Source organism: Conexibacter woesei DSM 14684, from assembly GCF_000025265.1.
Taxonomy (GTDB): domain Bacteria; phylum Actinomycetota; class Thermoleophilia; order Solirubrobacterales; family Solirubrobacteraceae; genus Conexibacter; species Conexibacter woesei.
On the sequence record NC_013739.1, the window covers coordinates 4,258,391 to 4,283,094 of the forward strand.

The following is a 24,704-nucleotide window of genomic DNA, read 5'->3' on the forward strand; positions in this document are numbered from 1 at the left end:
TAGCAAGCGAGCGCTTAGTTATTTGCCCAGCGACGCAGCTCGCCGACGGCGATCGTCCGCTTGTGGACCTCGTCGGGTCCGTCCGCGAGGCGCAGCGTCCGCTGGTGCGCCCACATCGCCGCGAGCGGGAAGTCGTCGGAGACGCCGCCTCCGCCGTGCACCTGGATCGCCCGGTCGATCACGTTCAGCGCGATCGTGGGAGCGGCGACCTTGATCGCGGCGATCTCGGTGCGGGCGTGACGGTTGCCGACCGTGTCCATCAGCCACGCGGTCTTCATCGTCAGCAGCCGGATCATCTCGATCTCGATCCGCGCCTCGGCGATCCAGTCCTGCACGTTCGCGCGCTCGGAGATCGGCTGGCCGAAGGTCACGCGCGCGGCGGCGCGGCGGCACAGCAGCTCGAGCGCCCGCTCGGCGGCGCCGATCGTCCGCATGCAGTGGTGGATGCGCCCGGGACCGAGCCGCGCCTGACTGATCATGAACCCGTCGCCCTCGCCCGCGATCAGGTTCCCGACCGGGACCCGCACGCCGCTGAACGCGACCTCGGCGTGCCCCTCGCGGTCCTGGTAGCCGAACACCGGCAGGCCGCGCACGACCTCGACCCCCGGCGTGTCGAGCGGGACGAGCACCATGCTCTGCTGGCGGTGGCGCGGCCCGTCGGGATCGGTCTTGCCCATCACGATCAGGATCCGGCAGTTCGCGTGCAGCGCGTTGGACGTCCACCACTTGCGGCCGTCGAGGACGTACTCGTCGCCGTCCCGCTCGATCCGCAGCTCGATGTTGGTGGCGTCGGAACTGGCGACGGCCGGCTCGGTCATCGCGAAGGCGGAGCGGATCTCGCCGTCCAGCAGCGGGCGCAGCCAGCGGTCCTGCTGCGCCGGGGTCCCGAACAGCGTCAGCACCTCCATGTTGCCGGTGTCCGGGGCCGAGCAGTTGCACGCCTCCGAGGCGATCGGGCTGCGGCCCATGATCTCCGCCAGCGGCGCGTACTCGACGTTGCGCAGCGCCGGCCCCCACTCCTCGTGCGGGTGGAACAGGTTCCACAGCCCGCGGCGGCGCGCCTCCTGCTTCAGCTGCTCGATCACCGGCGGCTGGAAGTGCGGGTCGCCGGCCGCCGCCATCTGCTCCGCGTAGACGGCCTCGGCCGGGTAGACGTGCTCGTCCATGAACGCCCCGAGACGCTCCTGCAGCTCCTTGCAGCGGTCCGTCAGCTCGAAGTCCATGCGATCTGCTCCTGAATCGAAGGGCGATCGATCCTAGCTGAGCGAGCGCTCAGTCAGCAGCGGTTCCCCACGGGCGGACCATCCGCAGGACCAGCTCGCCGCGCAGGCGGGCCAGCTCCTCCACCGTGATGCGGCGGTCGGGCGAGTACCAGCGCACGAGGTCGATTCCAAGCGAGACGATCACGAGCGCGGTCCCGTCGAGGTCGGGCACGATGAACCCCTCCTCGTCGATCCCGAGCCGCAGCTCATGGCGCACGAGCCGCTCGAACCCCCGCCGGATCGCGGCGATCTTCTCCATCCTGCCCTCGGGCAGCGCCGGCAGCTCGTACTGCGCGACGCGCCCCAGCATGTAGTTGCTCGCATGCCAGGCGGCGAACGCCTCGGCGAACACGCGCAGCCGCCGCGACGGGCCGACGACGCCGTCGAGCGCCTCCGAGACCGCTTCCCAGGCCGCCTGGTGGGCGACCTCGAGGATCGTCTCGAGCAGGTCGATCTTGGCGCCGTAGTGGACGTAGACCGCGGCCGGGCTCATCTTCGCGCGCGTCGCGATCTCGCGTGTGGTGGCACCTTCGAAGCCGAGCGTCCCGAACGCGTCCAACGCCGCCAGCAGCAGCCGCCGCGAGCTGTCCGGCCTGATCGACGTCCACAGGCTGGCAGGGTCCTTCGCGATGATCCGCTCGATGTGCGGCGCCTCAGCAAGCACGCGCTCAGCCTAGCTGACGAGCGGCGCCGTTGGAATCCCTTGACCGACGGTCGATCGGCGAGATAGAGTTCCAAGCGAGCGCTTAGTCATGAGTACGAACGAGCTTTCAGACACCGCCCACGACCCGTCCCCTCGACGACCCGGCTCCGCCGAGTTCCGTCACGTGATCGGCCACTTCGCCACCGGCGTCACGGTCATCACGACGATGCACGAAGGGCGCGCGCTGGGCACGACCGCGAGCGCGATCTCGTCGGTCTCGCTCGACCCGCCGATGGTGCTCGTCTGCATGAACCGCAGCTCGGCCACCGGCCAGGCGATCGCCGCCGGCGGCGCGTTCGCGATCAACATCCTCGGCGCGCAGCAGCGAGCGCTCGCCGAGCACTTCGCCTCCAAGCATCCGGACAAGTTCGACTCCGGCGTCGCCGAGGCGACCGCCGGCGCCTGGGGCCAGCCGCTGCTGGCCGGCGCCGTCGCGACGATCGAGGCGCGCGTGACCGAGCGGATGGACGGTGGCACTCACACCGTCTTCCTCGCCGAGGTCGACAGCGCAGCCGCCGACGGCGGCGAGCCGCTGGCGTACTTCCGCGGCCGCTTCGGGCGCCTCGACCTGATCCCCTGAGCCGAGCCGCCCGCCGCGCCGCGCGCCCCGCTACATCGAGAGGCCGCCGTCGACCGGCAGCACCGTCCCGGTCACGTAGCCCGCGTCGTCCGACGCCAGGAACGCGACCGCGGCGGTGATCTCGGCCGGCTGCGCGAAGCGCCGCAGCGGGATCAGCGCCTCGATTCCCCTGCGGGCCTCGTCGGGCATCGACTCGATCATCCGCGTCTCGGCGTTGGGCGAGATCGCGTTGACCGTCACGCCGAAGGCCGCCAGCTCCTTCGCCGCGGTCTTCGTGAAGCCGATGATCCCGGCCTTGGCGGCGGCGTAGGCCGACTGGCCGACGTTGCCGTGCAGGCCCGTGTAGGAGGTGACGTTGATCACCCGCCCGCCGCCGCCGGCGCGGAAGTGCGGCACGCACGCACGCGTGAAGCGGAACGTCGCGCCGAGGTGGACGGCGAGCACCGCGTCCCACTCCTCGTCGGTCAGCTTCCACAGCATCCTGTCGCGCAGGATGCCGGCGTTGTTGACGAGCACGTCGACGCGGCCGGTGCGGCGCACGGCCAGCTCGACGGCGTCGGCGACCGCGTCGGTGCGGGCGACGTCGGCGACGACGGGCACCGCGCCGACGGCACGCGCGTCCTCCAGCGCCGCCTCGTCGACGTCGACCGCGAACACGTCGGCGCCCGCGTCGGCGAAGCGGCGCGCGAGCGCGAGGCCGATGCCGCGCCCGGCGCCCGTCACGATCGCGGTGCGTCCGGCGAAGTCGTAGCTGATCGATCCCACGTTGCTCCTTGCTTCTCGGTGTCAGGTTCTCGGCAGCAGGCGCACGACGGTGTCGGCCACGCAGGCGGGCTTGGCCGCATCCCTGACCTCTATCGTCATGCGGATGACGGCCTGCAGGCCGCCCGCCGCCGCGTCGAGCGACAGCAGCTCGGCGTGGCCGCGCACGTCGGAGCCCGCGGGGACCGGCGACGGGAAGCGCACGCGGTCGAGCCCGTAGTTGACGAGCATGCCGACGTTGCGCACCTCCAGCACCTGGCCGACGAAGCCGGCGCACAGCGACAGCGTCAGGAAGCCGTGCGCGATCGTCGTGCCGAACGGCCCGTCGGCGGCGCGCGCGGGGTCGACGTGGATCCACTGCTCGTCGTCGGTGACGCGGGCGAACGTGTCGATCGACGTCTGGTCGAGCCGGTGCCATGCGGTCGTCCCGAGCGCCGCGCCGACGTAGTCGCGCAGCTCGCCGAGGTCGTCCACGACGGTGCACGCGGGCGCGCGGCCGGCGCTCATCCGTCCACCCCGCCCGAGGTCATCAGCCCGCCGTCGACGACGAGCGTCTCGCCGGTGACCCAGCTCGCCTCGTCGGAGGCGAGGAAGGCGACCGCGCTCGCGATGTCCGCGGGCTCGCCCAGCCGGCGCAGCGGGTAGGCCGCCGCGACCTCCTGCTCGCGGCCCTCGTAGAGCGGGCCGGCCATGCGCGTCCTGACGACCGCCGGGGCGACCGCGTTGACGCGCACGCGCGGGCCCAGCTCCGCCGCCAGCTGCGCCGTCATGTGCACGATCGCGGCCTTGCTCGCACCGTAGGCGCCGATCATGCGGGCCGGTCGCAGGCCGGCCGCCGAGGCGACGTTGACGACGGCGCCGCCGTGCTCGCCCATCCACGCGGCGTGCGCCTGCTGGACCCAGCCGAGCGCGCCGACGACGTTGACGTCCAGCAGCGCCGCGAACGCGTCGAGGTCGGTCTCCACGAGCGTGTCGTAGGCCGGATTGACGCCGGTGTTGTTGACGAGCACGTCGAGGCGGCCGAAGCGCGCCATCGTCGTCTCGATCGCCTCGGCGCGGTGGCCGGGGTCGCGGCTGTTGCCGGCGACCGTCAGCAGCCGCTCGCCGGCGTCGAGCGCCGCCGCCGCCTCCGCCAGCCCGCCGGGCTTGCGGGCGGTGATGCAGACGCTCGCGCCGCGCGCCAGCAGCGCCGCCGCGATCGCCTGTCCGATGCCGCGGCTGGCACCCGTCACGATCGCCGCGCGGCCGGACATGTCACTGCTGTGGCTCATCGCCGATCCTCCCCGAGGCCGAGCGAGCGGCCGATGATCTCCTTCATGATCTCGTTCGATCCCGCCCAGATCTTCGTCACGCGCGCGTCGGTCCAGGCGCGCGCGACGTCGTACTCGCGCATGTAGCCGTAGCCGCCGTGGTACTGGACGCAGGCGTCGAGCACGCGGTTCTGGACCTCTGCCGACCACCACTTGACCTTCGCCGCGTCGATCGCGGTGAACTCGCCGGCGGCGTGCGCGGCGAGGCAGCGGTCGACGTAGGCCTGGGTCACGTCGAGCTCGGTCACCAGCTCCGCGATCCCGAAGCGGATGTGCTGGAAGGAGCCGATCCGGCGCCCGAACGCGCGCCGCTCGTCGACGTAGCGCAGCGTCTGGTCCAGCGCCTCGCGGGCGTGCGCGAGGTTGGAGCAGGCGGCGCTGAGGCGCTCTTGCGGAAGCCGCTCCATCATCAGGCGAAAGCCCATGTCGACCTCGCCGATCACGTTCTCGGCGGGCACGCGCGCGTCCTCGAAGAACAGCTCGCCCGTGTCCGCCTCGACCTGGCCGATCTTGTCGAGCTTGGCGCCGCGCGAGAAGCCCGGCGTGCCGTGCTCGACGGCGAACAGCGTGATCCCCTTGCCGCGCTCGCCGCTCGACGTGCGCGCCGCGACGACGACGAGGTCGGCGCTGAGGCCGTTGGTGATGAACGTCTTGGAGCCGTTGATCACCCAGCCGTCGCCGTCGCGGGCGGCCGACGTGCGCAGGGCGGCGAGGTCCGAGCCCGCGTCGGGCTCGGTCAGGCCGATCGCGGTCACCAGCTCGCCGCTGCAGAAGCGCGGCAGCCAGCGCTCCTGCTGCTCCTCGGTCGCCAGCTCGATCAGGTACGGCGCGACGACGTCGGTGTGGATCGTGAAGCACGAGGCGTAGGCCATGCCGGCGCGCGCCAGCTCCTCGCCGAAGACGGCGTTGAAGCGGAAGTCCTCGATCCCGCTGCCGTCGTGGCGCTCGGCGACGCCGAGGCCGAGGAAGCCCTGGCGCCCGGCCGACAGCCACAGCTCGCGCGGGATCGTGCGCTGCTCGCGGATCTGCTCGCGGACCGGCATCAGCTCGTGTCCGATCCAGCCCGCGACCGACTCGCGGAACCAGCGGTGCTCGTCCTCGAAGACGTCGCGTCTCACTCCCCCACCTCCGGTCGCCAGCGCCGCAGCACGAGCGCCATCACCGTCGCGACGTCCTTGATCGACGCCAGCTCGACGTACTCGTCAGCGCCGTGCAGCCTCGCGCCCGTCGGGCCGTAGCAGGCCGCTCCCGCCGTCGGGAACGTGTCTCTGAAGAAGCGCAGGTCGGTCGTCGCCCGCGCCGTGTCGACGATCGCGGGGACGCCGTGAAGCTCCTCGTGGCAGCTGCGCAGCAGGCGCACGAACGGCGTCCCGGCGTCGAACGCGTAGCCCTCGGCGCGCTGGCCGCGGAACTCGACCCGCGCGTTCGGCGACGCGGCACGCACGGTCGCGGCCAGGCGCGCCTGCGCCTCTGCCGGCGCCAGCCCGACCGGGAACCCGAGGCGCACGTCGAGCTCCGCCTTGCCGGGCGACGTCGAGGGCCAGTCGCCGCTGTGCAGCGCGCCGACGTTGAGCAGGTACGGGTGCTCGACGTCGGCGAACGTCGCGTCGGGGCTCGCGTTCAGCTCGCGCTCCAGCTCGCGCAGCGCGCCGATCACGTGGTACGCCTCGTCGATCGGGTTGCGCCGCAGGTCGGACGAGAGCGCGTGGCCCGACTCGCCCGTCAGCGTGATGCGGGCGGTGATCACCCCGACGCCGGCGAGCGTGACGTTGCCGCCCGAGGGCTCGGCGATCAGCGCGACGTCTGCGCGCGGGCCGGCAAGCTGCGCGGCGATCGCGCCGTTGCCGGTGATCTCCTCCTCGATCACGCTCTGGTACACGACCGTCGCGGGCAGCGGGCCGAGCGAGCGCGCGGCCTCGATCGCCAGCAGCATCGCCGCGATCCCGCCCTTCATGTCGACGGCGCCGCGGCCGTAGAGGCGCCCGTCGCGCTCGACGGCGCCGTAGGGCGGCGTGCTCCACAGCTCGACCGGCTCGGGGCTGACGACGTCGACGTGGCCGTTGAGCGCGATCACGCCCTCGCCCGCGCCCGGCAGCTCGCCGATCAGGCAACGGCGCCCGGCGTACGGCAGCAGCGGGATCCCGCTCGCGGGGATCTCCGCCAGCCGCGCCGCGTCGGGCTCGACGGAGCGGACAGCGAAGCCGAGCTCGCGCAGACGCCGCTCGACGACGACCTGCGCCCCCTCCTCGTCGCCGAGCACGCTCGGCACCTGGACGAGCTCGCGGAGCAGGGCGACGGACGCCTCGAAGCGTGCCTCGACCGCCGCGCGGACCTGGGTCAGCTCGGTCATGCTCATGCCTTCTCTCCGCGGCGCTTGCGCCCGAGGTAGCCCGCCAGCCCGACGCCGACGATCAGCGCCCCGCCGTTGACGTAGAGGTTCACGTACGGTTTGACGCCCGCGAGGTTGAGGCCGTTGTTGAGGACCGCGAGGAAGTACACGGCGACGAGCACGCCGCCGACGTTGTAGCGGCCGGGCTTGATCGACGCCGCGCTCAGGAACGCAGCCGCGAACGCCGGCAGCAGCAGCTGCTCGCCGACGCTCGGGTCGGCGCCGCCGGCGCGGGCGACCGCGAGGATGCCGCCGACCGCGGCCAGCCCGCCCGCGATCGCGAACGAGGCGCCGAGTATGAGGCGCGTGCGCAGGCCGACGAGGCGCGCCGCCGCGCGGTTGGCGCCGAGCGCGTAGAGGAAGCGGCCGAACGGCGTGTACTCGAGCATGTAGTGGGTCGCCAGCGCGACGAGCAGCACGACGACGCCGATCCGCGGGATCCCCAGCCAGGTGCCCGAGCCGAGGTCGGTCAGCGTCACCGGGATGTCGCTGACGACCGGCAGTCCAGACGTCTTCTGGTTGATGACGCCGCCGACGATCGTCGCCATGCCGAGGGTGCCGATCACCGCGTTGACGTTGAAGCGGGTGACGATGATCGCGTTGACGGCGCCGACGAGCACGCCCACGCCGACGCCGACGAGGATGCCGACCAGCAGCCCGCTGCCCGACATCGCCGACGCCGACATCACCGCGGCGAGGCCGGCGGTCGCGCCGACCGACAGGTCCCACTCGTTCGCGGTCAACGGGATCAGGATCGCGAGCGCGACCACGGCCACGACCGCCTGGCCGGCGATCAGGACCTGCAGGTTGGCGCTCGTGAGGAAGGTCTCCGACGTCTCCGGGAAGACGCTGAAGAAGAGCCCGACGAGCACGAGGAGGCCCAGCAGCGCGCCGGCCTCGACGTACTCGAGCGGGCGCCGCCGGCGGACGCGGAGATGTCCGGCATCCCTCGTCCCGCCTTCGTCGCCGCCGGTGGGGCGCTGGCGCTCGATCAGCTCGAGCGCCTGCGGTTCGGTCGTCATGCTGCAGCCCTTTCTGCGCTCAGCACGGCGTGCTCCAGCACGCCATCGCTGAGGCCGTCGCAATCGAGCTCGGCGACGGTGCGGCCGGCGCTCAGGACGACCACGCGATCACACACCTCGACCAGCTCCTCGAAGTCCGACAACACGACCAGCGCCGCGGCGCCCGCGTCGACCGCGTTGCGGACGAGCTGCCAGATCTCGGCCCGCGCGCCGACGTCGACGCCCTGCGTCGGCTCGTCGAGCAGCAGCAGCCGCGGGTGCAGCCGCAGCCAGCGCACGAGCAGCGCCTTCTGCTGGTTGCCGCCCGACATCGTCGAGAGCGGCACCTCGGTCGAAGCGGCCTTGACCCAGAACTCGCTCAGCAGCCTGCGCGCGTCGCGTCGCTCGGCGCGGTGGTTGAGGATGCCGCGGCGGAAGTAGTCGCCGACCGACGCGATGCCGATGTTGTCGCGCACGGACAGGTCGAGGAAGGCGGCGGAGGCCAGCCGATCCTCGGGCGAGTAGGCGACGCCAGCGTCGGTCGCGTGACGCGGGCCGGAGAAGTCGACCGGCTGGCCGGCGAGGCGGATGGCGCCCGCCTCGCGCCGCAGGTCGCCCGCGACCAGCCGCAGCAGGCTCGAGCGGCCCGAGCCCAGCAGGCCCGCGACCGCGACGACCTCGCCGGCCGAGACCGACAGGCTCGCCCCCCGCACGGGCCCGCCGACGACGTCGTCGCACTCGAGCAGAACGTCGCCGCGCCGCGCGCGGGTGTGCTGAGACAGCACCGCCTGCACGCGCTTGCCCATGATCAGCTCGACGAGCCGGTCGTGGTCGATCTCGCCCTCGTCGAGCCGGCCCACGACGCTGCCGTCGCGCAGGACGGTCGCCTGGTCGGCGATCTCGACGACCTCGCCGAGCCGGTGCGTGACGTAGAGGATCGTCTGACCGTCGCGCGAGAAGCGTCTCAGCGCGGCGAGCAGCAGTCTGACCTCGCCGGGCGGCAGCGGCGCGGTCGGCTCGTCGAGCACCAGCACGCGCTCGTCGCCCTGCTCGACGCCCTGCAGCGCACGGGCGATCGCGACCATCGTCTGGGTCGCGATCCCGCAGTGGGCGAGCTCGTCGCGCGGGTCGGCGTCGATGCCGAACTGGTCGAGCACCTGCTGCGCGCGCCGGTGCTGCGCGCGCCAGCGCACGCGACCGCCGGCCGACGTCTCGAAGCGGTGTCCGATCGCGAGGTTCTCGGCGATCGTGAGGTCCGCGAACGTCGTCTGCTGCTGGTGGACGAAGCGCAGGCCGGCGTCCCACGCCTGCCGCGGGCTGAACGTGCGCGCGTCGTGGCGAACGCCGGCGACCTCGATCGCGCCGGCGTCGGCCTGGTACACGCCGGCGAGGATCTTGATCGTCGTCGACTTGCCCGAGCCGTTGCCGCCCAGGAGCGCGTGGATCGTCCCGCGCTCGATCTCGAACGAGATGCCGTCGGCGGCGCACGCGCCGCCGAACGACTTGACGATGCCATCGATCCTGACAGCCGTCGGACGTGCCGCCCTTTGAGCTCTCAGCACTCTCACCTCACCCTACGGGAATCTCCGAGCGCGCTCTACAGCAAAGCAAGCGCTCACTTATAGAGAACGTAGCCCGCGGAGATCGATCCGTCAAGTGCCCGAAGCGGCGAGCGGCTGCTGCCGCCGCCGCGCCGGGCGCTCAGCGGCGCCAGACGGCCGCGCTCTCGGCGACCAGCGCCTCCAGCGGTCGCGCCGGGTGGCCGGTGATCCGCTCGCTGTCCCCGCTGACGACGCCGGCGCTGCCGTTGCTGACCAGTCTCCAGACCGAAGCGATGTACTCGACGTACCAGGGGTCGACGCCCTCGACCCTGGCGAACGCGTCGACCGCCTCCCGCAGCGGCGAGTCGACGTGTCTGACCTCGTGCCCGGCGGCGTCGCCGATCAGCCGCGCGAGCTCGGCGACGGTGACCGCGCGCGGGCCGGTCAGCGTGTAGGCCCTGCCTCTGTGACCGTCCTCCAGCAGCGCCGCGAGCGCGACCTCGGCGATGTCGCGCGTGTCGACCCAGGCGATGCTCGCGCCCGCCGTCGGGATCTCCAGCACGCCGTCGTCACGGATCGCGCCGACCAGGTAGCGCGGCTCGGCGAGGCTCTGCTGAAACCACGTCGGGCGCAGCAGCGTCCAGTTCTCGCCACGCGAGGTGACCGCACGCTCGACGCGCCCCTCCCAGCTGCCGGCCGGGACGTCGTCGCCGTGGATGTTGTCCGACAGCAGAAGCACCCGCTCGACGTCGCCGATCTCGTCCAGCAGCGCGCCGACCAGCTCCGGCGCGTCCCGCCGCTCGGGGCGCTGGATGTAGATCGAGTCGGCGCCCGCGGCCGCCGGCGCCCAGCTCGACGGGTCGTCCCAGCTGAAGCGGACGACCTCGACGCCCGGCAGCTCGACCCGCTCGGGCACGCTGCTGCCCCCGCGCAGCATCACGCCCCGCTCGTCCCTCAGCAGCGCCGCCAGCGGTCTGCCCGTGTTGCCCCGCACGCCCGTCGCAAGCACCGTCGTCATCGCAATCGCTCCTTGGTCGCGCGCTCCCACAAGCTGAGTGAGCGCTCGCTTTGCAATCTAGCGCGGCTGACGTACACTCGGCCTCGAAACCGAGGAGGAACGATGGACGACGTCGCGCTGCTGAGAGCAGTCCACGAGCCGTACGAACGCGGGGAGTCCGCCGACTTCGGGCCGGTCTGGGACCTGCTCGTCGACGACGTCCGCTACGAGAGCCCGGCTGGGCCGGTGCACGGCCGGCAGGCGGTGATCGACTACTTCGACCACGCCGCCGAGACGATCGACTTCTGGCCGTTCGAGCGCCCGGTCGAGTACTTCGACAACGGCGACCACGTGATCATGCTGGGCGAGGAGCTGATCACCGAGAAGGCGACCGGCGCCCAGACGCGCGGCGAGTGGCTCTGGGTGCTGACGATGGACGCCGGCAAGATCACCCGCATCGCGCACTTCCTGCGCTTCGACGACCTCTCGCTGCTGCTCGGTGCGCTCCGGCGCGCCTACGAGCAGACGACCGCGAGAGGAGCGACGACATGACGAGGGTGCTCGTGATCGGCGTCCGCGGCCAGACCGGCCGCGAGGTCGCCGCCCAGCTGGCCGGCCGCGACGGCGTGACCGTGCGCGGCACCGCGCGCGACCCACGCGGGATCGAACAGCCGGGAGTCGAGCCGGTCGGCTTCGACTGGCAGCAGCCGGCGACCTGGGACGGCGCGCTGGCCGGCGGGTTCGACGCGATCTACCTCGTGCGCCCGGAGATCGAGGACGCCGAGCCGCGGATCGAGCAGCTGATCGCGCGGGCCGGCGACGCCCGCGTCGTGCTGCTGTCGGAGATCGCGGCCGAGACGCTGCCCGCGAGCGACTGGGTCGCCGGCGTCGAGCACGCGGCGCAGACGGCCGCGCACTGGACGATCGTGCGCCCGGCGTCGTTCTACCAGCTGCTGACGGACGAGCGCTACCTGTTGGAGAGCATCCGCGACGCGGGCGAGATCGCGTTCCCGACCGGCGACGGCGTCAACGGCTTCGTCGACGTGCGCGACATCGCCGCCGTCGTCGTCGAGGCGCTGCTGGAGGACGGGCACGCCGGGCGCGCGTACGCGCTGACCGGTCCCGAGGCGGTCACGTTCGCGGAGGTCGCGCGGCGGCTGGCCGCGGCCGTCGGCCACCCCGTCCGCCACACCGACCCGCCGCTCGAGGACGCGGTCGCCAGCTTCGAGGCCGCCGGCCTGGAGGGCTGGTTCGTCGCGTACCTGCGCGGCGCATCCGAGCGCGTGCGCGACGGGCGCTACGGCAGGCTGTCCGCCGACGTCGAGCGTGTCACGGGCAGACCGCCCCGTTCGCTCGACGCGTTCATCGCCGAGCATGCGGACAGCTGGCGGCGCATCACCTGACGAGCTCGACGTCGGCCAGCAGGTGCCCGAGCCGCCGCCGCTTGGCGTCGAGGTAGGCGAGGTTCTCGGGGGTCGCGCGCGGCGGCAGGCCGACCCGCTCGACGATCTCCAGCCCGTGGCCGTCAAGGCCGCGGCACTTGGCGGGGTTGTTCGTCAGCAACCGCAGCCGCCGGACGCCGAGCGCGGCGAGGATCTGCGCGCCGACGCCGTACTCGCGGTCGTCGACGGGCAGGCCGAGGCGCAGGTTCGCGTCAACCGTGTCGTGACCCTCGTCCTGGAGGTTGTACGCCGCGAGCTTGTGCGCCAGCCCGATCCCGCGGCCCTCGTGGCCGCGCAGGTAGACGACCACGCCGGCGCCGGCGCGCACGACCTCGGCCATCGCGTCCTGCAGCTGGGTGCCGCAGTCGCAGCGCGTCGAGCCGAAGACGTCGCCGGTGACGCACTCGCTGTGGATGCGGACGAGGGCCGGCTCGCCGCCGCGCACGTCGCCGTGCACGAACGCGAGGTGCTCGATCCCGTCGATCGCGGACTCCCACGTGTGGCACGTGAAGACGCCGTGGGCGGTCGGCACGCGGGCACGGCCGGTCTCGCGCACGAGCGGCTCGTGCGCGGTCCGGTACGCGACGAGGTCGGCGATCGTGACGAGCGGCAGGCCGTGGACCGCCGCCAGCCGCTCCAGCTCGGGGCGGCGCGCCATCGAGCGCTTCTCGGGCGTGACGACCTCCGACAGCACGCCGGCCGGGCTCAGCCCCGCCAGTCGGGCGAGATCGACCGCCGCCTCGGTGTGACCCGGGCGTTCGAGCACGCCGCCAGGCCGCGCGCGCAGCGGGAAGATGTGGCCGGGGCGCACGAAGTCGCCGGCGCGCGCCCCGGGGTCCGCAAGCGCGCGCAGCGTCCGCGACCGGTCGCCGGCGGAGATGCCGGTGCTGATGCCGTCCGCCAGGTCGACGGTGACGGTGAAGGCGGTGCCGTGCGCGTCCTGGTTGTCCTGCACCATCAGCGGCAGGTCGAGCGCGTCGAGCCGCTCGCCGAACAGCGCCGCGCAGATGACGCCGGAGGTGTGCTGGAGGAAGAACGCCATCCGCTCGGGCGTCGCGGCCTCCGCGGCGACGATCAGATCGCCCTCGTCCTCACGGTCCTCGCTGTCGACCACGACGACGACCTCGCCGGCCGCGATCGCGGCGATCGCGCTCTCGATGGTGGCTGTCATGACGAGACTGTGGCATATCGTCGACTTCTAAGCAAGCGCTCGGTAAGTTCGCCGCGTCGCCGGAGATGCGGCCCACACAGGCCGCGTCCCCGGCGCGTCGGCGCGATTCAGCCGGTCACGCCTCCTCCCGTCGCGGGCGCGACCGCGCCCGCGACGACGCGGACGGTGCGCTGCGCGCGGTCGCCACGCGCGCCGGGCGCGGTCGCCGTCGCGGTGTTGACCTTGCTGCCGCGCGCGCCGCGGATCGCTCCAGCCCTCATCGAGAACGTCCGCGACTCGCCGGCTGGCAGCGATCTCACGCTCCAGCAGTAGGCGCCTCTCCGCAGCGTGGCGCCCGGCGTCGCGTCCTCGCGCACGAGCCCGGGCGGGAGCGTGTCGCAGACGCGCACGTTGCGGAGCGTGACCGCGGACGGGTTGCTGACGCGTATCGCGTACTCGACGGTGTCACCGGCCCGCACGACGCGGACGTCCGCCGTCTTGGCGATCCGCAGCCGCGGTCTGCCGACGCTGCGCGAGACGCCCGCGACGTTGTTGCGCGGCGTCGGGTCCTGCGCGCGGGACGTCGCGCTCGCGGCGTTGCGCAGTCTGCCCGTGGCGCGCGGGTACGCGACGACGGTGACCATGACCGATCTGCCCGCCGCGATCGTGCCGAGCGCACACGTCAGCGGCGCCCGTGGGAGGCAGCTGCCCTGGGTCGCACGGACCGAGACGATCCGCGCGGGAAGCCCGAACGTGTCGGTCAGCGCGACCGCGAACGCCGGATGCGCGGAGACGTTTCTGACGACGATCTCGTACGTCAGGCGTCTGCCGACGACGACCTCTCTCGCGCTCGTCGTCTTCGTCACCACGAGGTCGGCGGCCGGGGCCGGCGTCTGCCCGGGCGTCACCGTCGTGCTGCTTCTGTTGTCGCCGGGTCTCGGGTCGTCCTGGTCGCCGGTGACGGTCGCGGTGTTGACGATCGCCCCGCTCGCGCCGGCCGCGACGTTCGCCGCCACCAGCACCTGCACGCCGCCGCCGGCGGCGATCCCGCCGAGGTCGCACGACACGGTGCGGCCCGCGATCGAGCAGCTGCCCTGGCTCGGCGTCGCGCTCTGCACGGTCAGGCCCGCCGGCATCGGGTCGGAGACCTTCACGCCGGTCGCGGCGCTCGGGCCGGCGTTCCTGACCACGAGCGTGTAGATCACCTGCCCACTCGGGCCGGGCGTCGTCGTCGACGGCGTCTTGACGATCGAGAGGTCGGTCTCCCCTCTGACCGGCACCTCGACTCTGGATCTGTTGTCCGTCGGGTCGGGATCCGGCGTGTCGCTTCTGACCGTCGCGGTGTTGTCGATCGCGTGGGCGACGTCGCCGGCGACGTTCGCGGTGACGGTGAACGTGGCCGTCTCACCCGCGGCCAGCGACGCGCGCGTGCACGTGACGTCCTGGCCGGCGGCGCTGCAGCCCGCGCTCGCGGAGACGAACGTGAGCCCGGCGGGCAGCGGATCGGAGACGACGACCGCGATCGCGTCGGACGGCCCGTCGTTTCTGACCGTGAGCGTGTACGTCAGGCTCCGCCCCGGCGTCGCGACGCCGGGCGAGGCCGTCTTGACGATCGACAGGTCGGCCTCGGGCCGCGCCGGCACCGAGACGCTCGAGGTCGCTCTCACCGGCGGCGGGTTCGGGTTGGACTGGGTCGACGGCGGCGAGCCCGTCGCGGTGCCGGTGTTGTCGAGCGCGCCGGCGAGGACGTCGGCCGCGGTCGTCGTGTATCTCGCCGTGCAGACCTCGGAGGCGCCCGGGGCGAGTCTCGTCTGCGGGCAGGAGAGCGCCGACAGACCGGGCATCGGGTCGGTCACGACGACCGGATCGAGCGTCACGTTGCCGGTGTTTCTCACCGCGTAGCTGTACGTCACGACCGTCCCGGCGACCTTGTACTCGGTGACGCTCGCGGACTTCACGAGCGAGATCCCCGGGTCAGGCGCGATCGTGACGACGGCCGCCGACGGCGGCGAGTCGACGAGCTGACCTCTCGGTGGCGTGCCGGTCGCGATCGCCGTGTTGTCGATCCTGCCGTTGTCGGCGTCCGCCTGGCTCGCGAGATACGGCGGCGCGGTGCACGTCGTCGAGTCGCCGGGGTCGAGCGTCGTCACGAGGCAGGTGATCGGCCCGCCGGGGCCGGTCGCAGGCGGCGTGAACGTGTCTCTCACCGCCACGCCCGTGAGCGTCACGTTGCCGGTGTTGGTGACGAGGAATCTGTATGCGATCGCGTCACCCGCGGCGGTGACCGACGTCGGCGTCGCCGTCTTGACGATGCTCAGCGCCGGCGCCTGGTCCGCGGGCACCGTCGTGCTCGATCTGTCGGTGACGGGCGGCGGCGGGGTTCCGCCGAACGGCGTCGGCGGCTGGCCGGTGACGGTGCCGGTGTTGTCGATCTCACCCGCGTTGACGTCGGCGCCGGTCGTCGTGTAGGTGGCGGTGCACGTCTGGGATGCCGCCGGCGCGAGTCTCGTCTGCGGGCACGAGATCGGCGAGAGGCCGGGCAGCGGGTCGCTCACGACGACGGGGTCGAGCGTCACGTTGCCGGTGTTTCTCACCTCGAAGCTGAACGTGACCAACGTCCCGGGTCTCGCGAAGCTTCTGACGTTCGCGGACTTGACGATCGTGATGCCCGGCTGCGCGAGGACCTCGACGGTCGCGGGCGATCTGCCGGAGACAACCGGGTCGCCGCCCGGGTCCTCACCGGTGGCGAACGCCGAGTTGCGGATGATGCCGTTGTCGATGTCGGCCTGCGTCGCCGCGTACGCCGGCGCCGTGCACGTCGTCGACTGCCCCGGAATCAGTCTCGTCTGCGGGCAGCTGATCGGGCCGAGCGTGCCGGTCGAGGGCGCCGTGAACGTGTCCGTGACCGCGACCGAGCCGACCGTCACGTTGCCCGTGTTGGTGACGAGGAAGCTGTACGAGACGAGGTCGCCCGCCGCGCTGACCGCGGTGGGGTTCGCCGTCTTGACGATGTCGAGTCTCGGTTCGGGCGTGAACGGGACCGAGGCGTCGGACGGCGGCGAGTCGACCGGGGGGCCTCTCGGCGGGACGCCCGTCGCGACGGCCGTGTTCTCCAGGCTGTCTCTGTCGAAGTCGTCCTGCGTGACCGTGTATCTGGCGGTGCAGATCACCTGCGCGCCCGGCGCCAGGGACGCCGCGCCCGGTGGGCAGGAGATCGTCGGCGACGGCCCCGATCCGGTGAACGCGGTCTCTCTCACGGTCACGGGAGCAAGCGTCACGTTGCCGGTGTTGGTGACGACGAACGAGTAGGTCAGCTCCTGGCCCGCCCCGCTCAACGACGGCGGGCTGACGGACTTGACGACCGTCAGCGACGGCGACGCCGGACCGTTGACCGTCGCTCTCGACGGCGGCGAGTCGACCGGCGGACCGGTCGGCGGCGTGCCCGTCGCGACCGCGGTGTTGTCGATCTCGCCTCTGTCGGCGTCAGCTTGGGTCACGGTGTACGTCGCCGTGCACGTCACCTGCCCGCCGGGGTCGAGCGACGCCGCGCCCGCCGGGCATCTCACCACCGGCGCGGTGCCGGTGCCGGTGAACGCCGTCTCTCTCACGGTCACCGGCGCCAGCGTCACGTTCCCGGTGTTCGTCACGACGAATCTGTACGTGATCGTGTCGCCGGCGGCTCTGAAGGTCGCGGGCGACGCGCTCTTGGCGATCGTCAACGCAGGCGCCGGCGTGCTCGGCGACGTCGATCTGGACGGCGGCGAGTCGACCGGTGGACCGGTCGGCGGCGTGCCAGTCGCGACCGCGGTGTTGTCGATCTGGCCTCTGTTGACGTCGGTCTGCGTCACGGTGTAGGTCGAGCTGCACGTGACCTGCGCACCGGGTGCCAGCGACGCCGCCGCCGGCGGGCAGCTGATCGCCGACGGGGTTCCGGATCCGGTGAACGCCGTCTCTCTCACGGTCACGGGCGCCAACGTGACGTTGCCCGTGTTCGTCACCACGTATCTGTATGTGATCACCTGCCCGAGCACGAACGACGTGCCGCTGTCGTTGGACTTCACGACCGTCAGCGACGGCGTCGCCGACGCGGTGACCGTCGCTCTCGACGGCGGCGAGTCGACCGGCGGACCGACCGGCGGCGTGCCCGTCGCGACCGCGGTGTTGTCGATCTGGCCTCTGTTGACGTCGGCCTGCGTCGCGGTGTACGTCGCCGTGCACGTCACCTGCGCGCCGGGCGCAAGCGACGCCGCGCCCGCCGGGCATCTCACCACCGGCGCGGTGCCGCTGCCCGAGAACGCCGTCTCTCTCACCGTCACCGGCGCCAGCGTCACGTTGCCGACGTTGGTGACGAGGAATCTGTACGTGACCGTGTCGCCTGCCGCGCTGATCGTCGCGGGGGACGCGCTCTTGGCGAGGTCGAGCGCCGGTTCGGGCGCCTGCGGGACCGAGGTCGAGGACGGCGGCGATCTGATCGGATCGCCCGCGGGCGAGTCGCCCGTCGCGACCGCGGTGTTCGCGACCACGCCGGTGTCGACGTCGGCCTGCGTGACGACGTACGTCGCCGTGCACGTGACCGACGCGCTCGGCGCGAGCGAGGCGGCGGCCGGCGGGCACGAGATCGCCGGCGGCGTGCCGGAGCCGCTGAAGGAGGTGTCGGTCACGGTGACCGGCGCGAGCGTCACGTCGCCGGTGTTGGTGACGAGGAACGAGTACGTGACCGTGTCGCCGACGATCAGTCTTCTTCTGTCGGCGGACTTGTCGAGCGTGAGCGACGGCGCGAGCGGGGAGTTGAGGAACGTGCAGAGGATGTTCGAGCTGGCTCTGCCGATGACCGGCGCCGGGAACGGCACGGTGAACGACGCGCCGCTGCCGGAGGAGACCGGCGCATTGCCGTTGGCCGTGTCGACGCAGTCGTACGTCGTTCTGTAGTTGGCCAGTCTCGCGCCTCTGGCCGCCGACTCCGTCAGCGTGTAGGTGGTGCCCGACTGCGCGATGATCGGACCCGCGACCGCCGTCTGGATCCCTCTCGCGCCGCCGCTCGTCGTCGCGACGTTGCCCGAGGTCAATCCGCCGCCGGATATCGACAGGCCGAACTGGTCAGCGGGGGCGTAGCGGCCGAGGATCTCCTTGCGCAGCGACAGCGTCGGGTTGGTCGCGCAGGCGGCGAGGTCGACGTTCGCGAACGCCTGCGCGGCGGCGTCGAGGCTGGTCGGCCCGGCGAGCGCGACGCCGGTGTTCGGGTTGATTCTCGTCAGCTGGTTCGGTCCGGCGTTGAGGACGTACAGGTTGCCCGCGTTGTCGAACGAGATCCCGTTGTAGAGCGGCCCGCTGCTGGTGAAGCCCGCGACTCTGGTGCTCGTCACCGTCGCGCCCGTCGGCGAGCCGGTCGTCGGCAGCGACGCGGCGTTGACGCGGCTGATCGCGACCGTCGTCCCGACCGACTCCAGCAGGTAGAGGTTGCCGAGCGCGTCGAACGCGATGTCGCCGTTGGGGCCGCCGGCGCCGACGATCGGCAGGTTGATCGTCGCGATCTTGCCCGTGACCGGCGTGTTCGTGGTCGTGTCGAACGCGTAGACGGTCGCGGTGCCGGCCGTCGTCGCCGTGCCGGCCGCATAGGCGGCGTAGTAGTAGAGCCCGTTGGCGGGGTTGATCGCTCCGGCGACGAAGCTCTCCGTCCCGGCGGAACCGGTGTAGCTCGTCCACGTCTCCGCGATCGCGTCATACGCGCGGATGACCGCCGACCCCGTCGCGGCCTGGTCGACGGCGTAGAGCGCGGTGCCGCCTCTGGTGATCCCGATCCCGTTCGCGAAGCCGCCGGACGGGATCGTCGTGACCAGGGTGCTGGTGACCTGCGCGCCGCCCACGGTGCTCTCGTCGAGCGCGAAGATCGTGCCGTTGGACGCCGTCGAGTTGGTCGCGCCGCGCATGGCCGAGTAGATCGTCGCGCCCGTGCAGTCGAACGGCACGGCCTGTGCGGCCGGCGCCAGCAGCGCGAGGATCGTCATCGTCGCGGTCAGCGCCGCGGCGGCGAGCAGCGCGCGCCGGGCGGTCGCCAGCGGGCGTGCCGCGCGACGCGCGGCGCTTCGGGGCAGGCTCATGAGTGTCGTCCGTTCGTGTCTGGCGTCATGCCACGCCGACGAGCACGCACCGCAGCTCGTCGGCTCCATGAATCGCAGTTGAGGCAGCAGTCCTCCCGGTGCCGAGCACCGTCGCTCTGCTGTCCGTGAAGTAGACGGTCACCTCGTGCGCGCAGGGCCGGTCACCGGCACCCGTCGCGCGTCCCCCGGCGGTCCAGCCGCCGGGGCTCCCCTTGCAGGAGGTGAGCCGCACATCTCTGCGATTCATGACCATGTTGCCGACCGCGCCCAGCAGGACGCGTGTGCGCGCACTACGTCTCGCGCTCTCCACCACTCGTCCCTCCCGGACAGAGTTGGCTATGACACCGGACAAGCACCCCTGCCTTCCGGCGAATACGGAAAGCTAGAGTGCTGTCGAACCTTCGTCAAGTGCGATGGTGCGCGGCCCGTCGGTGTGGAGGAACAGCAGCGGGCCTGCCCCGAAGCGGTCGGCTGCGTTCAGCGCCAGCAGCGCGGCCATCGCCTTCGCCGTGTACACCGGTTCGAGCGCGAGGCCGGCGCGCGACGCCGCCAGCGCCTGGGCGCGCTCGCCCTCGGGCGTCGCGTGACCGTACGAGCGCCCGAGCCAGTCGCGCACGAGCAGCACGTCGTCCTCCGCGAACGGGAACCGCGGCAGCGCCGCGCCGCGTCGGCGCAGCAGCCGCGCGGTCCGCCGCGCGAGCCCGGCGATCGTGCGCGCGTCGAGCCGCAGTCTGTCGTTGACGACGACGCCGACGACGCGCGTCGGCAGCCCGGCGATCCGCAGGCCGAGCAGCAGCCCCGCGGCCGTGCCGCCGGTGCCGACGGCCGTCACGACGTGCGACGGCGCCGGCAGCGCGCCGTCGCGGACCTGCGCGGCCAGCTCCAGCGCGACCTCGACGTACCCGAGCGTGCCGACCGGCGAGGACCCGCCGGCCGGGAGCACGTACGGGAGCCGGGCGCCGTCGGCGTGCCGCGCCAGCAGCAGCGGCACGCGCGCGACCGTCCGCGCCTTCGTGCGAGTGAAGTGGAGCGTCGCGCCGGAGCTGTGCAGGCGCGCCAGCTGGGCGCGGACGTGGTCGTCGAGCGGCTGGTCGACGAGCGCGAGCGCCGTCGCGAGCCCGCGGTCGCGCGCGTACAGGGCGGCCGCGAGCCCCCAGTTCGTCCCCAGCCCGCCGAACGTCAGGATCGTCCGGCGGCCACGCCGCTCGGCGTCGGGGATCAGCCATTCGAGCTTGCGCACCTTGTTGCCGCCCCAGCCGCCGTCGCCGAAGCGCCCCTCGTCCTTGACCCACACAGGCGCGCCGCCGTCCGCCAGCTGCGGCAGCGGCCGCACCGGCGTCGGGCGGCTGCCGAGCGGGACGTGCGGCAGCGTCTCGCGCAACGGCGGGAACCGCTCGTGAAGCGCGCTCACGGCGCGGACTGTACGCGCCGCCCGCCGCGGCCGGCGCAGCTACGGCAGCTTGCTCGCGAGCACGTCGAGCTTCTCGATCCCCGGCGCCTCGGCGAACAGGTCGGTCGCCCGCTCGCCCAGCGCCGCCGCGACACGGCCTCTGAGGTGCTCGTCGCGCCCGTCCTCCCCGTCGAACACGTCGAAGATGCCGAACGTCGCCGGGCCGAGCTTGATCGCGAACCAGGCGGTCGTCTTCGCCTCCGCGTCGACGAGGTCCTGAGCCTGACGCAGGAACTGCGCGACGTCGTCCTCCCGGCCCGGCTTGGCCTCCAGCCGGACCCACAGACCTACGGTCACCATCGGGGGGCTCCTCTCGGCGGCGGTGTACCGCAGAGGCTGCCCGAGAGCGGGCGACGGGAATCGAACCCGCCCTAAGAGCTTGGAAGGCTCCTGTGCAACCACAACACTTCGCCCGCGGGTGCGCCGACGATCCTACCTCGTCGCGGCGGGTCTGCGCTGCTCGGTCGGCACCTCGCCGGCCTCGTCGGCGAGCGTCGGCGGCGGCCACGGGCCGAACCAGTTGTCGCGCGCGCCGTCGAGCGTCACGACCGAGCCACTGAACGCGGCGCCCAGCTCGGAGGCGAGCAGCGCGATCAGCCAGGCGTGCTCGGGCGGCTGGCCGAGCCGCTGGAGCGGGACCGTCCGCGCGACGCTCGCGCGGACCGGCTCGGGGTACTTGTCGAGCGCGTCGGTCTGGAAGTGGCCGGCGGCGACCGCGACGACGGCGATCCCGTCGGCCGCCCAGCGCTGCGCCCACGCGCGCGTCAGCGACTCGACCGCCGCGCGCGCGGCGCTGGAGTGCGTCATCCCGGCGAGCCCGTGGTGCGGCGAGAGCGTGACGTTGACGATCGTCCCCCGCCCCGCCGGCCGCATCGCCCGCTCGACGGCCAGCTCCGCCATCCGCGTCGTGCCGCCGACGTTGAGCCGCATGACCGCCTGCCAGCCCTTCGTCGCGATCGCCTCGGCCGGCGTGAAGTACTGCCCGCCGGCGTTGTTGACGAGCAGGTCGAGGCGGCCGTGCCGCTCCAGCACGGTCGCGACGATCCGCTCCGCGTCCTCCTGCTCGCGGATGTCGCCGGTGACGATCGACGCCGCCTCCCCGAGTCTCGCCGCCGTCGCTGCGAGCACCTCCTCGCGCCGCCCGGCGAGCACGACCTGGGCGCCGCACGCGATCAGCTCGCGCGCCGCCGCGCGGCCGAGCCCGGTGCCGCCACCGGTGACGAGCGCGGCCTGCCCGTCGAGCAGGCCGGGGGCGAAGATCTCCGAAGCGCTCACGGCGCGGATCGTAGCCCGCCGCTCGCGCACGGCGAGCCGCTCACTGCGCGTACAGCAGCTGCCGCGAGGAGCTGAGTCAGCGGTCAGCCGGCGTCGTAGGCGGTGACGAGCCGCTTCGGCGCGCGCCCGCGCCACGCCTCGATCACCAGCTCGCGCAGCTCCTGCTGCTCGGCGGTCGCGAGCGTGACGATCGTCCAGCCCTGCCGCCCCCACGCGCCGGCCGCCGGCCGGAACGACTGCGGGGCGGTCGCGACGACCGCCGCCTGCTCGGCCGCGTCGAGTCGCAGCGACAGCTCGCCCGGGTTCGGGAAGCCGGCGAAGACTCTGTCCCGCACGCGGAAGTCGGCGTGGCCCATGTGCGACTTCTCCGCCGTCTCCGGCAGCGACAGCGCGACCGCGCGGACGTCCTCTTCTCTCACCATGACCGACATCCTCCCGCCGCCGGCGGAGCGCGTCTTGGACGGATGCGAAGCGGTCACGCCGGCGCTCAGCAGCCGGCTTCTCTGACGAGCGCGCGATAGCGCCGCATCGCCCACGGCTGCCAGTCGCCGTGCGTCTGCGTCCGCAGCGCCGGGACGCGCTCGCGGTGGTAGGGCGACGAGAGGCTCTCGGCGTGGCCGATCACGTCGCGGACCGGGATCTCGTAGCGGCAGCGCAGCCAGCGCGTCAGCCGCAGCGACGCCCGCAGCTGGGCCGGATTGGAGAGGATCTCGCGCTCGCTGTAGCCGACGTGCTCGATCCCGATCGCCGCCCAGTTGAGCCCGACCGTGTGGCGGCAGAGGAACGTCACGGGCGTGAACTGGACGATCCGGCCGTTGCGCGCGATCGCGAACTGCGCGCAGGTGCCGGGCAGCTCGTGCAGCTCGGGGTCCGCGACGTTCGGCGCGAACGTCCTCCAGGTCGCGTCGACCGAGTCGTTGACGGTGTAGTGCTCGACGATCGTCAGCGGTCTGGCGATCTCGCTCGTCGCGCGCCCGTAGTGGCGCTTGGCGTACGCGGCCGTGTCGGCGCGGCGCTGCGCGGTCAGCGGGATGAAGCGGCGCGTGATCGCGGGCGGCTCGACGGCCTGCGGGGCGGGCGCGGCGAGCGCCGGGATCAGCGCGAGGAGCGGTGCGAGCATCGCGCCATTCTGCCTCAGCCGGCGCCGCCGTCCACGCGCCAAGGTACGGTGCCCGCATGGCGGACCAGGCCGACCTGGAGTTCACCTACTCGCTGATCGACCGCATCTTCCGGCTCAGCCTGGGCGAGCTGGCCGACTTCAGCGGCGCCAAGTACGACGGCGACTTCTCGCTGACGCTCGAGCAGGCGCAGCGGCGCAAGCACGACTACGTCGCGGAGCAGATCGGGATCGAGCCCGGCCGGCGGATGCTCGACCTCGGCTGCGGCTGGGGTCCGCTGCTGGCCGACGTGCGCCGCCGCGGCGCCACCGGCGTCGGCGTGACGCTCTCCTCCGCGCAGGCGGCCGCGTGCCGCAGACACGGCCTCGACGTCCACATCCAGGACGCGCGACAGGTGACGTCAGAGACGTTCGGCCCGTTCGACGCGATCGCGAGCCTCGGCGCGTTCGAGCACTTCTGCTCGCGCGAGGAGCACGACGCCGGCCGTCAGGACGAGGTCTACGCCGGCCTCTTCGCCAACATCGCCACGATGCTCCCGCCGGGCGGCCGGCTCTACCTCCAGACGATGGTGTTCGGGCGCAACATGATCCCGCTGGAAGAGGTCTCGATCGACGCGCCGCGCGACTCCGACGCCTGGTACGTGGCGCTGATGCAGCACCAGTTCCCGGGCTCGTTCCTGCCGTTCGGCGAGGAGCAGGTGGTGCGCACCGCCGCGCCCCACTTCCGCCTCGTCGAGAGCAGCAGCGGCCGGCTCGACTACATCGAGACGATCAAGCAGTGGCGGCAGCGGTTCGGCGAGCGGACGGCGCGCAAGACGCTGATGAAGCTGCAGCTGCTGCCGCGCTGGCTGACCAGCTCTGACTTCCGGCTCGCGTTCACCTCAGGCGTCAGCGCCAACAGCGTCTGCTTCGAGCGCGAGCTGCTCGACCACTACCGGCTGGTGTTCGAGAAGGTCTGAGCGGCCTCGGCGCCGTGGCCGGTGCCCGACGCCGCGACCCACGCGCCGAGTCCAACGTAGAGCGCGCCGCTGACCTGCGGCTGGCGGCGCAGCAGCGACGGGCGCCGCCGCAGCCAGCGGCCGAGCGCGCCGGAGCCGACCGCGTAGACGGCGTCGGAGAGGAAGCCGATCGCGACGAAGATCGCGCCGAGCACGATGATCTGCAGCCACGCCGGCCCGCGACCCTGGTGGATGAACTGCGGGAACAGCGCGAGGAAGAAGAGCGCAACCTTCGGGTTCGACAGCTCGACGACGACGCCCTGGCGGTAGGAGCGCCAGAGGCGGTGCGGGCCGCGCGGCGCGACCGCGCGACCGCCGGCGTCGCCGACCTCCACCTCGGGCGCTGCGCGCCACGCACGTACGCCGAGCAGCACGAGGTAGGCGGCGCCGAGGTAGTGCAGCAGCGCGAAGACGGTCTGCGAGGAGGCGAGCAGCGCCGAGAGCCCGACCGCCGTCATCACGACGTAGACCGACGCGCCCGTCGCGCAGCCGGCCGCGCCGGCGAGCGCGGGCCGCGCGCCGGTGCCGATCCCGCGCGCCAGCACGAACAGGTTGCTCGGCCCGGGCAGCGCCGCGAAGCCGAGCGCGACGGCGGCGAACAGCAGCAGCGTGGCTGGGGCGGGCATGCG

General features: G+C 72.8%; 22 protein-coding genes and 1 tRNA gene. 4 read left to right on the plus strand and 19 right to left on the minus strand.

What is annotated here, in order from left to right; translation table 11 throughout:
- Positions 1-14 precede the first annotated feature (14 nt).
- Both CWOE_RS20095 and CWOE_RS20100 read right to left on the minus strand, forming a co-directional pair.
- Positions 15-1,223, minus strand: coding sequence for an acyl-CoA dehydrogenase family protein (locus CWOE_RS20095; RefSeq protein WP_012935476.1), 1,209 nt, complete (start codon positions 1,221-1,223; stop codon positions 15-17).
- Positions 1,224-1,272: 49 nt separating this feature from the next.
- Positions 1,273-1,926: a TetR/AcrR family transcriptional regulator gene (locus tag CWOE_RS20100; RefSeq protein WP_012935477.1), complete on the minus strand. Its 654-nt coding sequence runs from the start codon at positions 1,924-1,926 to the stop codon at positions 1,273-1,275.
- 88 nt (positions 1,927-2,014) lie between these two features.
- Here CWOE_RS20100 and CWOE_RS20105 point away from each other — a divergent pair, with 88 nt between their 5' ends.
- Positions 2,015-2,545, plus strand: coding sequence for a flavin reductase family protein (locus CWOE_RS20105; protein WP_012935478.1), 531 nt, complete (start codon positions 2,015-2,017; stop codon positions 2,543-2,545).
- Positions 2,546-2,575: 30 nt separating this feature from the next.
- Here the strand turns inward: CWOE_RS20105 and CWOE_RS20110 are convergent, their stop codons facing one another.
- The 8 genes from CWOE_RS20110 to CWOE_RS20145 form a co-directional block, all read right to left on the minus strand.
- Positions 2,576-3,310 (minus strand): SDR family oxidoreductase, encoded by a 735-nt coding sequence (locus CWOE_RS20110; protein WP_012935479.1) that lies wholly within the window; start codon positions 3,308-3,310, stop codon positions 2,576-2,578.
- A 21-nt stretch (positions 3,311-3,331) separates the two neighbouring features.
- On the minus strand, positions 3,332-3,814 hold the full coding sequence (locus CWOE_RS20115) for a MaoC family dehydratase (RefSeq protein WP_012935480.1): 483 nt from the start codon (positions 3,812-3,814) through the stop codon (positions 3,332-3,334).
- Complete coding sequence (locus CWOE_RS20120) at positions 3,811-4,578, minus strand: SDR family oxidoreductase (protein ID WP_012935481.1); 768 nt, start codon at positions 4,576-4,578, stop codon at positions 3,811-3,813. The genes CWOE_RS20115 and CWOE_RS20120 overlap by 4 nt, the downstream gene beginning before the upstream one ends.
- On the minus strand, positions 4,575-5,735 hold the full coding sequence (locus tag CWOE_RS20125) for an acyl-CoA dehydrogenase family protein (RefSeq protein WP_012935482.1): 1,161 nt from the start codon (positions 5,733-5,735) through the stop codon (positions 4,575-4,577). Before CWOE_RS20125 ends, CWOE_RS20120 begins: the two co-directional genes overlap by 4 nt.
- On the minus strand, positions 5,732-6,967 hold the full coding sequence (locus CWOE_RS20130) for an ArgE/DapE family deacylase (protein ID WP_041730724.1): 1,236 nt from the start codon (positions 6,965-6,967) through the stop codon (positions 5,732-5,734). The genes CWOE_RS20125 and CWOE_RS20130 overlap by 4 nt, the downstream gene beginning before the upstream one ends.
- Before the next feature lie 2 nt (positions 6,968-6,969).
- Entirely contained in the window at positions 6,970-8,028 is a 1,059-nt protein-coding gene (locus CWOE_RS20135; RefSeq protein ID WP_012935484.1) for an ABC transporter permease, read from the minus strand.
- A complete protein-coding gene (locus tag CWOE_RS20140) occupies positions 8,025-9,575 on the minus strand; it encodes a sugar ABC transporter ATP-binding protein (RefSeq protein ID WP_049793342.1) in 1,551 nt (516 codons plus the stop codon). Before CWOE_RS20140 ends, CWOE_RS20135 begins: the two co-directional genes overlap by 4 nt.
- Positions 9,576-9,708: 133 nt before the next feature.
- On the minus strand, positions 9,709-10,566 hold the full coding sequence (locus CWOE_RS20145) for an NAD(P)H-binding protein (protein WP_012935486.1): 858 nt from the start codon (positions 10,564-10,566) through the stop codon (positions 9,709-9,711).
- 102 nt (positions 10,567-10,668) lie between these two features.
- On the opposite strand from CWOE_RS20145, the gene CWOE_RS31135 reads away from it, so the two are divergent.
- Both CWOE_RS31135 and CWOE_RS20155 read left to right on the plus strand, forming a co-directional pair.
- Positions 10,669-11,097: a nuclear transport factor 2 family protein gene (locus CWOE_RS31135; RefSeq protein WP_012935487.1), complete on the plus strand. Its 429-nt coding sequence runs from the start codon at positions 10,669-10,671 to the stop codon at positions 11,095-11,097.
- Positions 11,094-11,948: an NAD(P)H-binding protein gene (locus tag CWOE_RS20155; protein WP_012935488.1), complete on the plus strand. Its 855-nt coding sequence runs from the start codon at positions 11,094-11,096 to the stop codon at positions 11,946-11,948. Before CWOE_RS31135 ends, CWOE_RS20155 begins: the two co-directional genes overlap by 4 nt.
- Here the strand turns inward: CWOE_RS20155 and CWOE_RS20160 are convergent.
- From CWOE_RS20160 to CWOE_RS31140, 8 genes are all read right to left on the minus strand, one after another.
- Positions 11,941-13,158: a bifunctional 3,4-dihydroxy-2-butanone-4-phosphate synthase/GTP cyclohydrolase II gene (locus tag CWOE_RS20160; RefSeq protein ID WP_012935489.1), complete on the minus strand. Its 1,218-nt coding sequence runs from the start codon at positions 13,156-13,158 to the stop codon at positions 11,941-11,943. The genes CWOE_RS20155 and CWOE_RS20160 overlap by 8 nt on opposite strands.
- A 107-nt stretch (positions 13,159-13,265) precedes the next feature.
- Positions 13,266-19,235 carry a DUF11 domain-containing protein gene (locus CWOE_RS20165; RefSeq protein ID WP_012935490.1) on the minus strand — a complete coding sequence of 1,990 codons (5,970 nt, stop codon included), beginning with the start codon at positions 19,233-19,235 and terminating at the stop codon, positions 13,266-13,268.
- 382 nt (positions 19,236-19,617) lie between these two features.
- Positions 19,618-20,646 carry a 1-aminocyclopropane-1-carboxylate deaminase/D-cysteine desulfhydrase gene (locus tag CWOE_RS20170; protein WP_012935492.1) on the minus strand — a complete coding sequence of 343 codons (1,029 nt, stop codon included), beginning with the start codon at positions 20,644-20,646 and terminating at the stop codon, positions 19,618-19,620.
- Between the two features lie 39 nt (positions 20,647-20,685).
- Positions 20,686-20,985, minus strand: coding sequence for a putative quinol monooxygenase (locus CWOE_RS20175; RefSeq protein WP_012935493.1), 300 nt, complete (start codon positions 20,983-20,985; stop codon positions 20,686-20,688).
- Between the two features lie 45 nt (positions 20,986-21,030).
- Positions 21,031-21,101, minus strand: a tRNA-Gly gene (locus tag CWOE_RS20180).
- 16 nt (positions 21,102-21,117) lie between these two features.
- A complete protein-coding gene (locus CWOE_RS20185; RefSeq protein ID WP_148261091.1) occupies positions 21,118-21,960 on the minus strand; it encodes an SDR family NAD(P)-dependent oxidoreductase in 843 nt (280 codons plus the stop codon).
- A gap of 83 nt (positions 21,961-22,043) precedes the next feature.
- Positions 22,044-22,382: an MmcQ/YjbR family DNA-binding protein gene (locus tag CWOE_RS20190; protein ID WP_012935495.1), complete on the minus strand. Its 339-nt coding sequence runs from the start codon at positions 22,380-22,382 to the stop codon at positions 22,044-22,046.
- Between the two features lie 65 nt (positions 22,383-22,447).
- Positions 22,448-23,080, minus strand: coding sequence for a peptidoglycan recognition protein family protein (locus CWOE_RS31140; RefSeq protein ID WP_012935496.1), 633 nt, complete (start codon positions 23,078-23,080; stop codon positions 22,448-22,450).
- A 56-nt stretch (positions 23,081-23,136) separates the two neighbouring features.
- On the opposite strand from CWOE_RS31140, the gene CWOE_RS20200 reads away from it, so the two are divergent.
- Complete coding sequence (locus CWOE_RS20200; RefSeq protein ID WP_012935497.1) at positions 23,137-24,036, plus strand: SAM-dependent methyltransferase; 900 nt, start codon at positions 23,137-23,139, stop codon at positions 24,034-24,036.
- Here CWOE_RS20200 and CWOE_RS20205 read toward each other — a convergent pair.
- Positions 24,009-24,701, minus strand: a complete 693-nt coding sequence (locus tag CWOE_RS20205; protein WP_012935498.1) for a LysE family translocator — start codon at positions 24,699-24,701, stop codon at positions 24,009-24,011. The genes CWOE_RS20200 and CWOE_RS20205 overlap by 28 nt on opposite strands.
- Positions 24,702-24,704 lie beyond the last annotated feature (3 nt).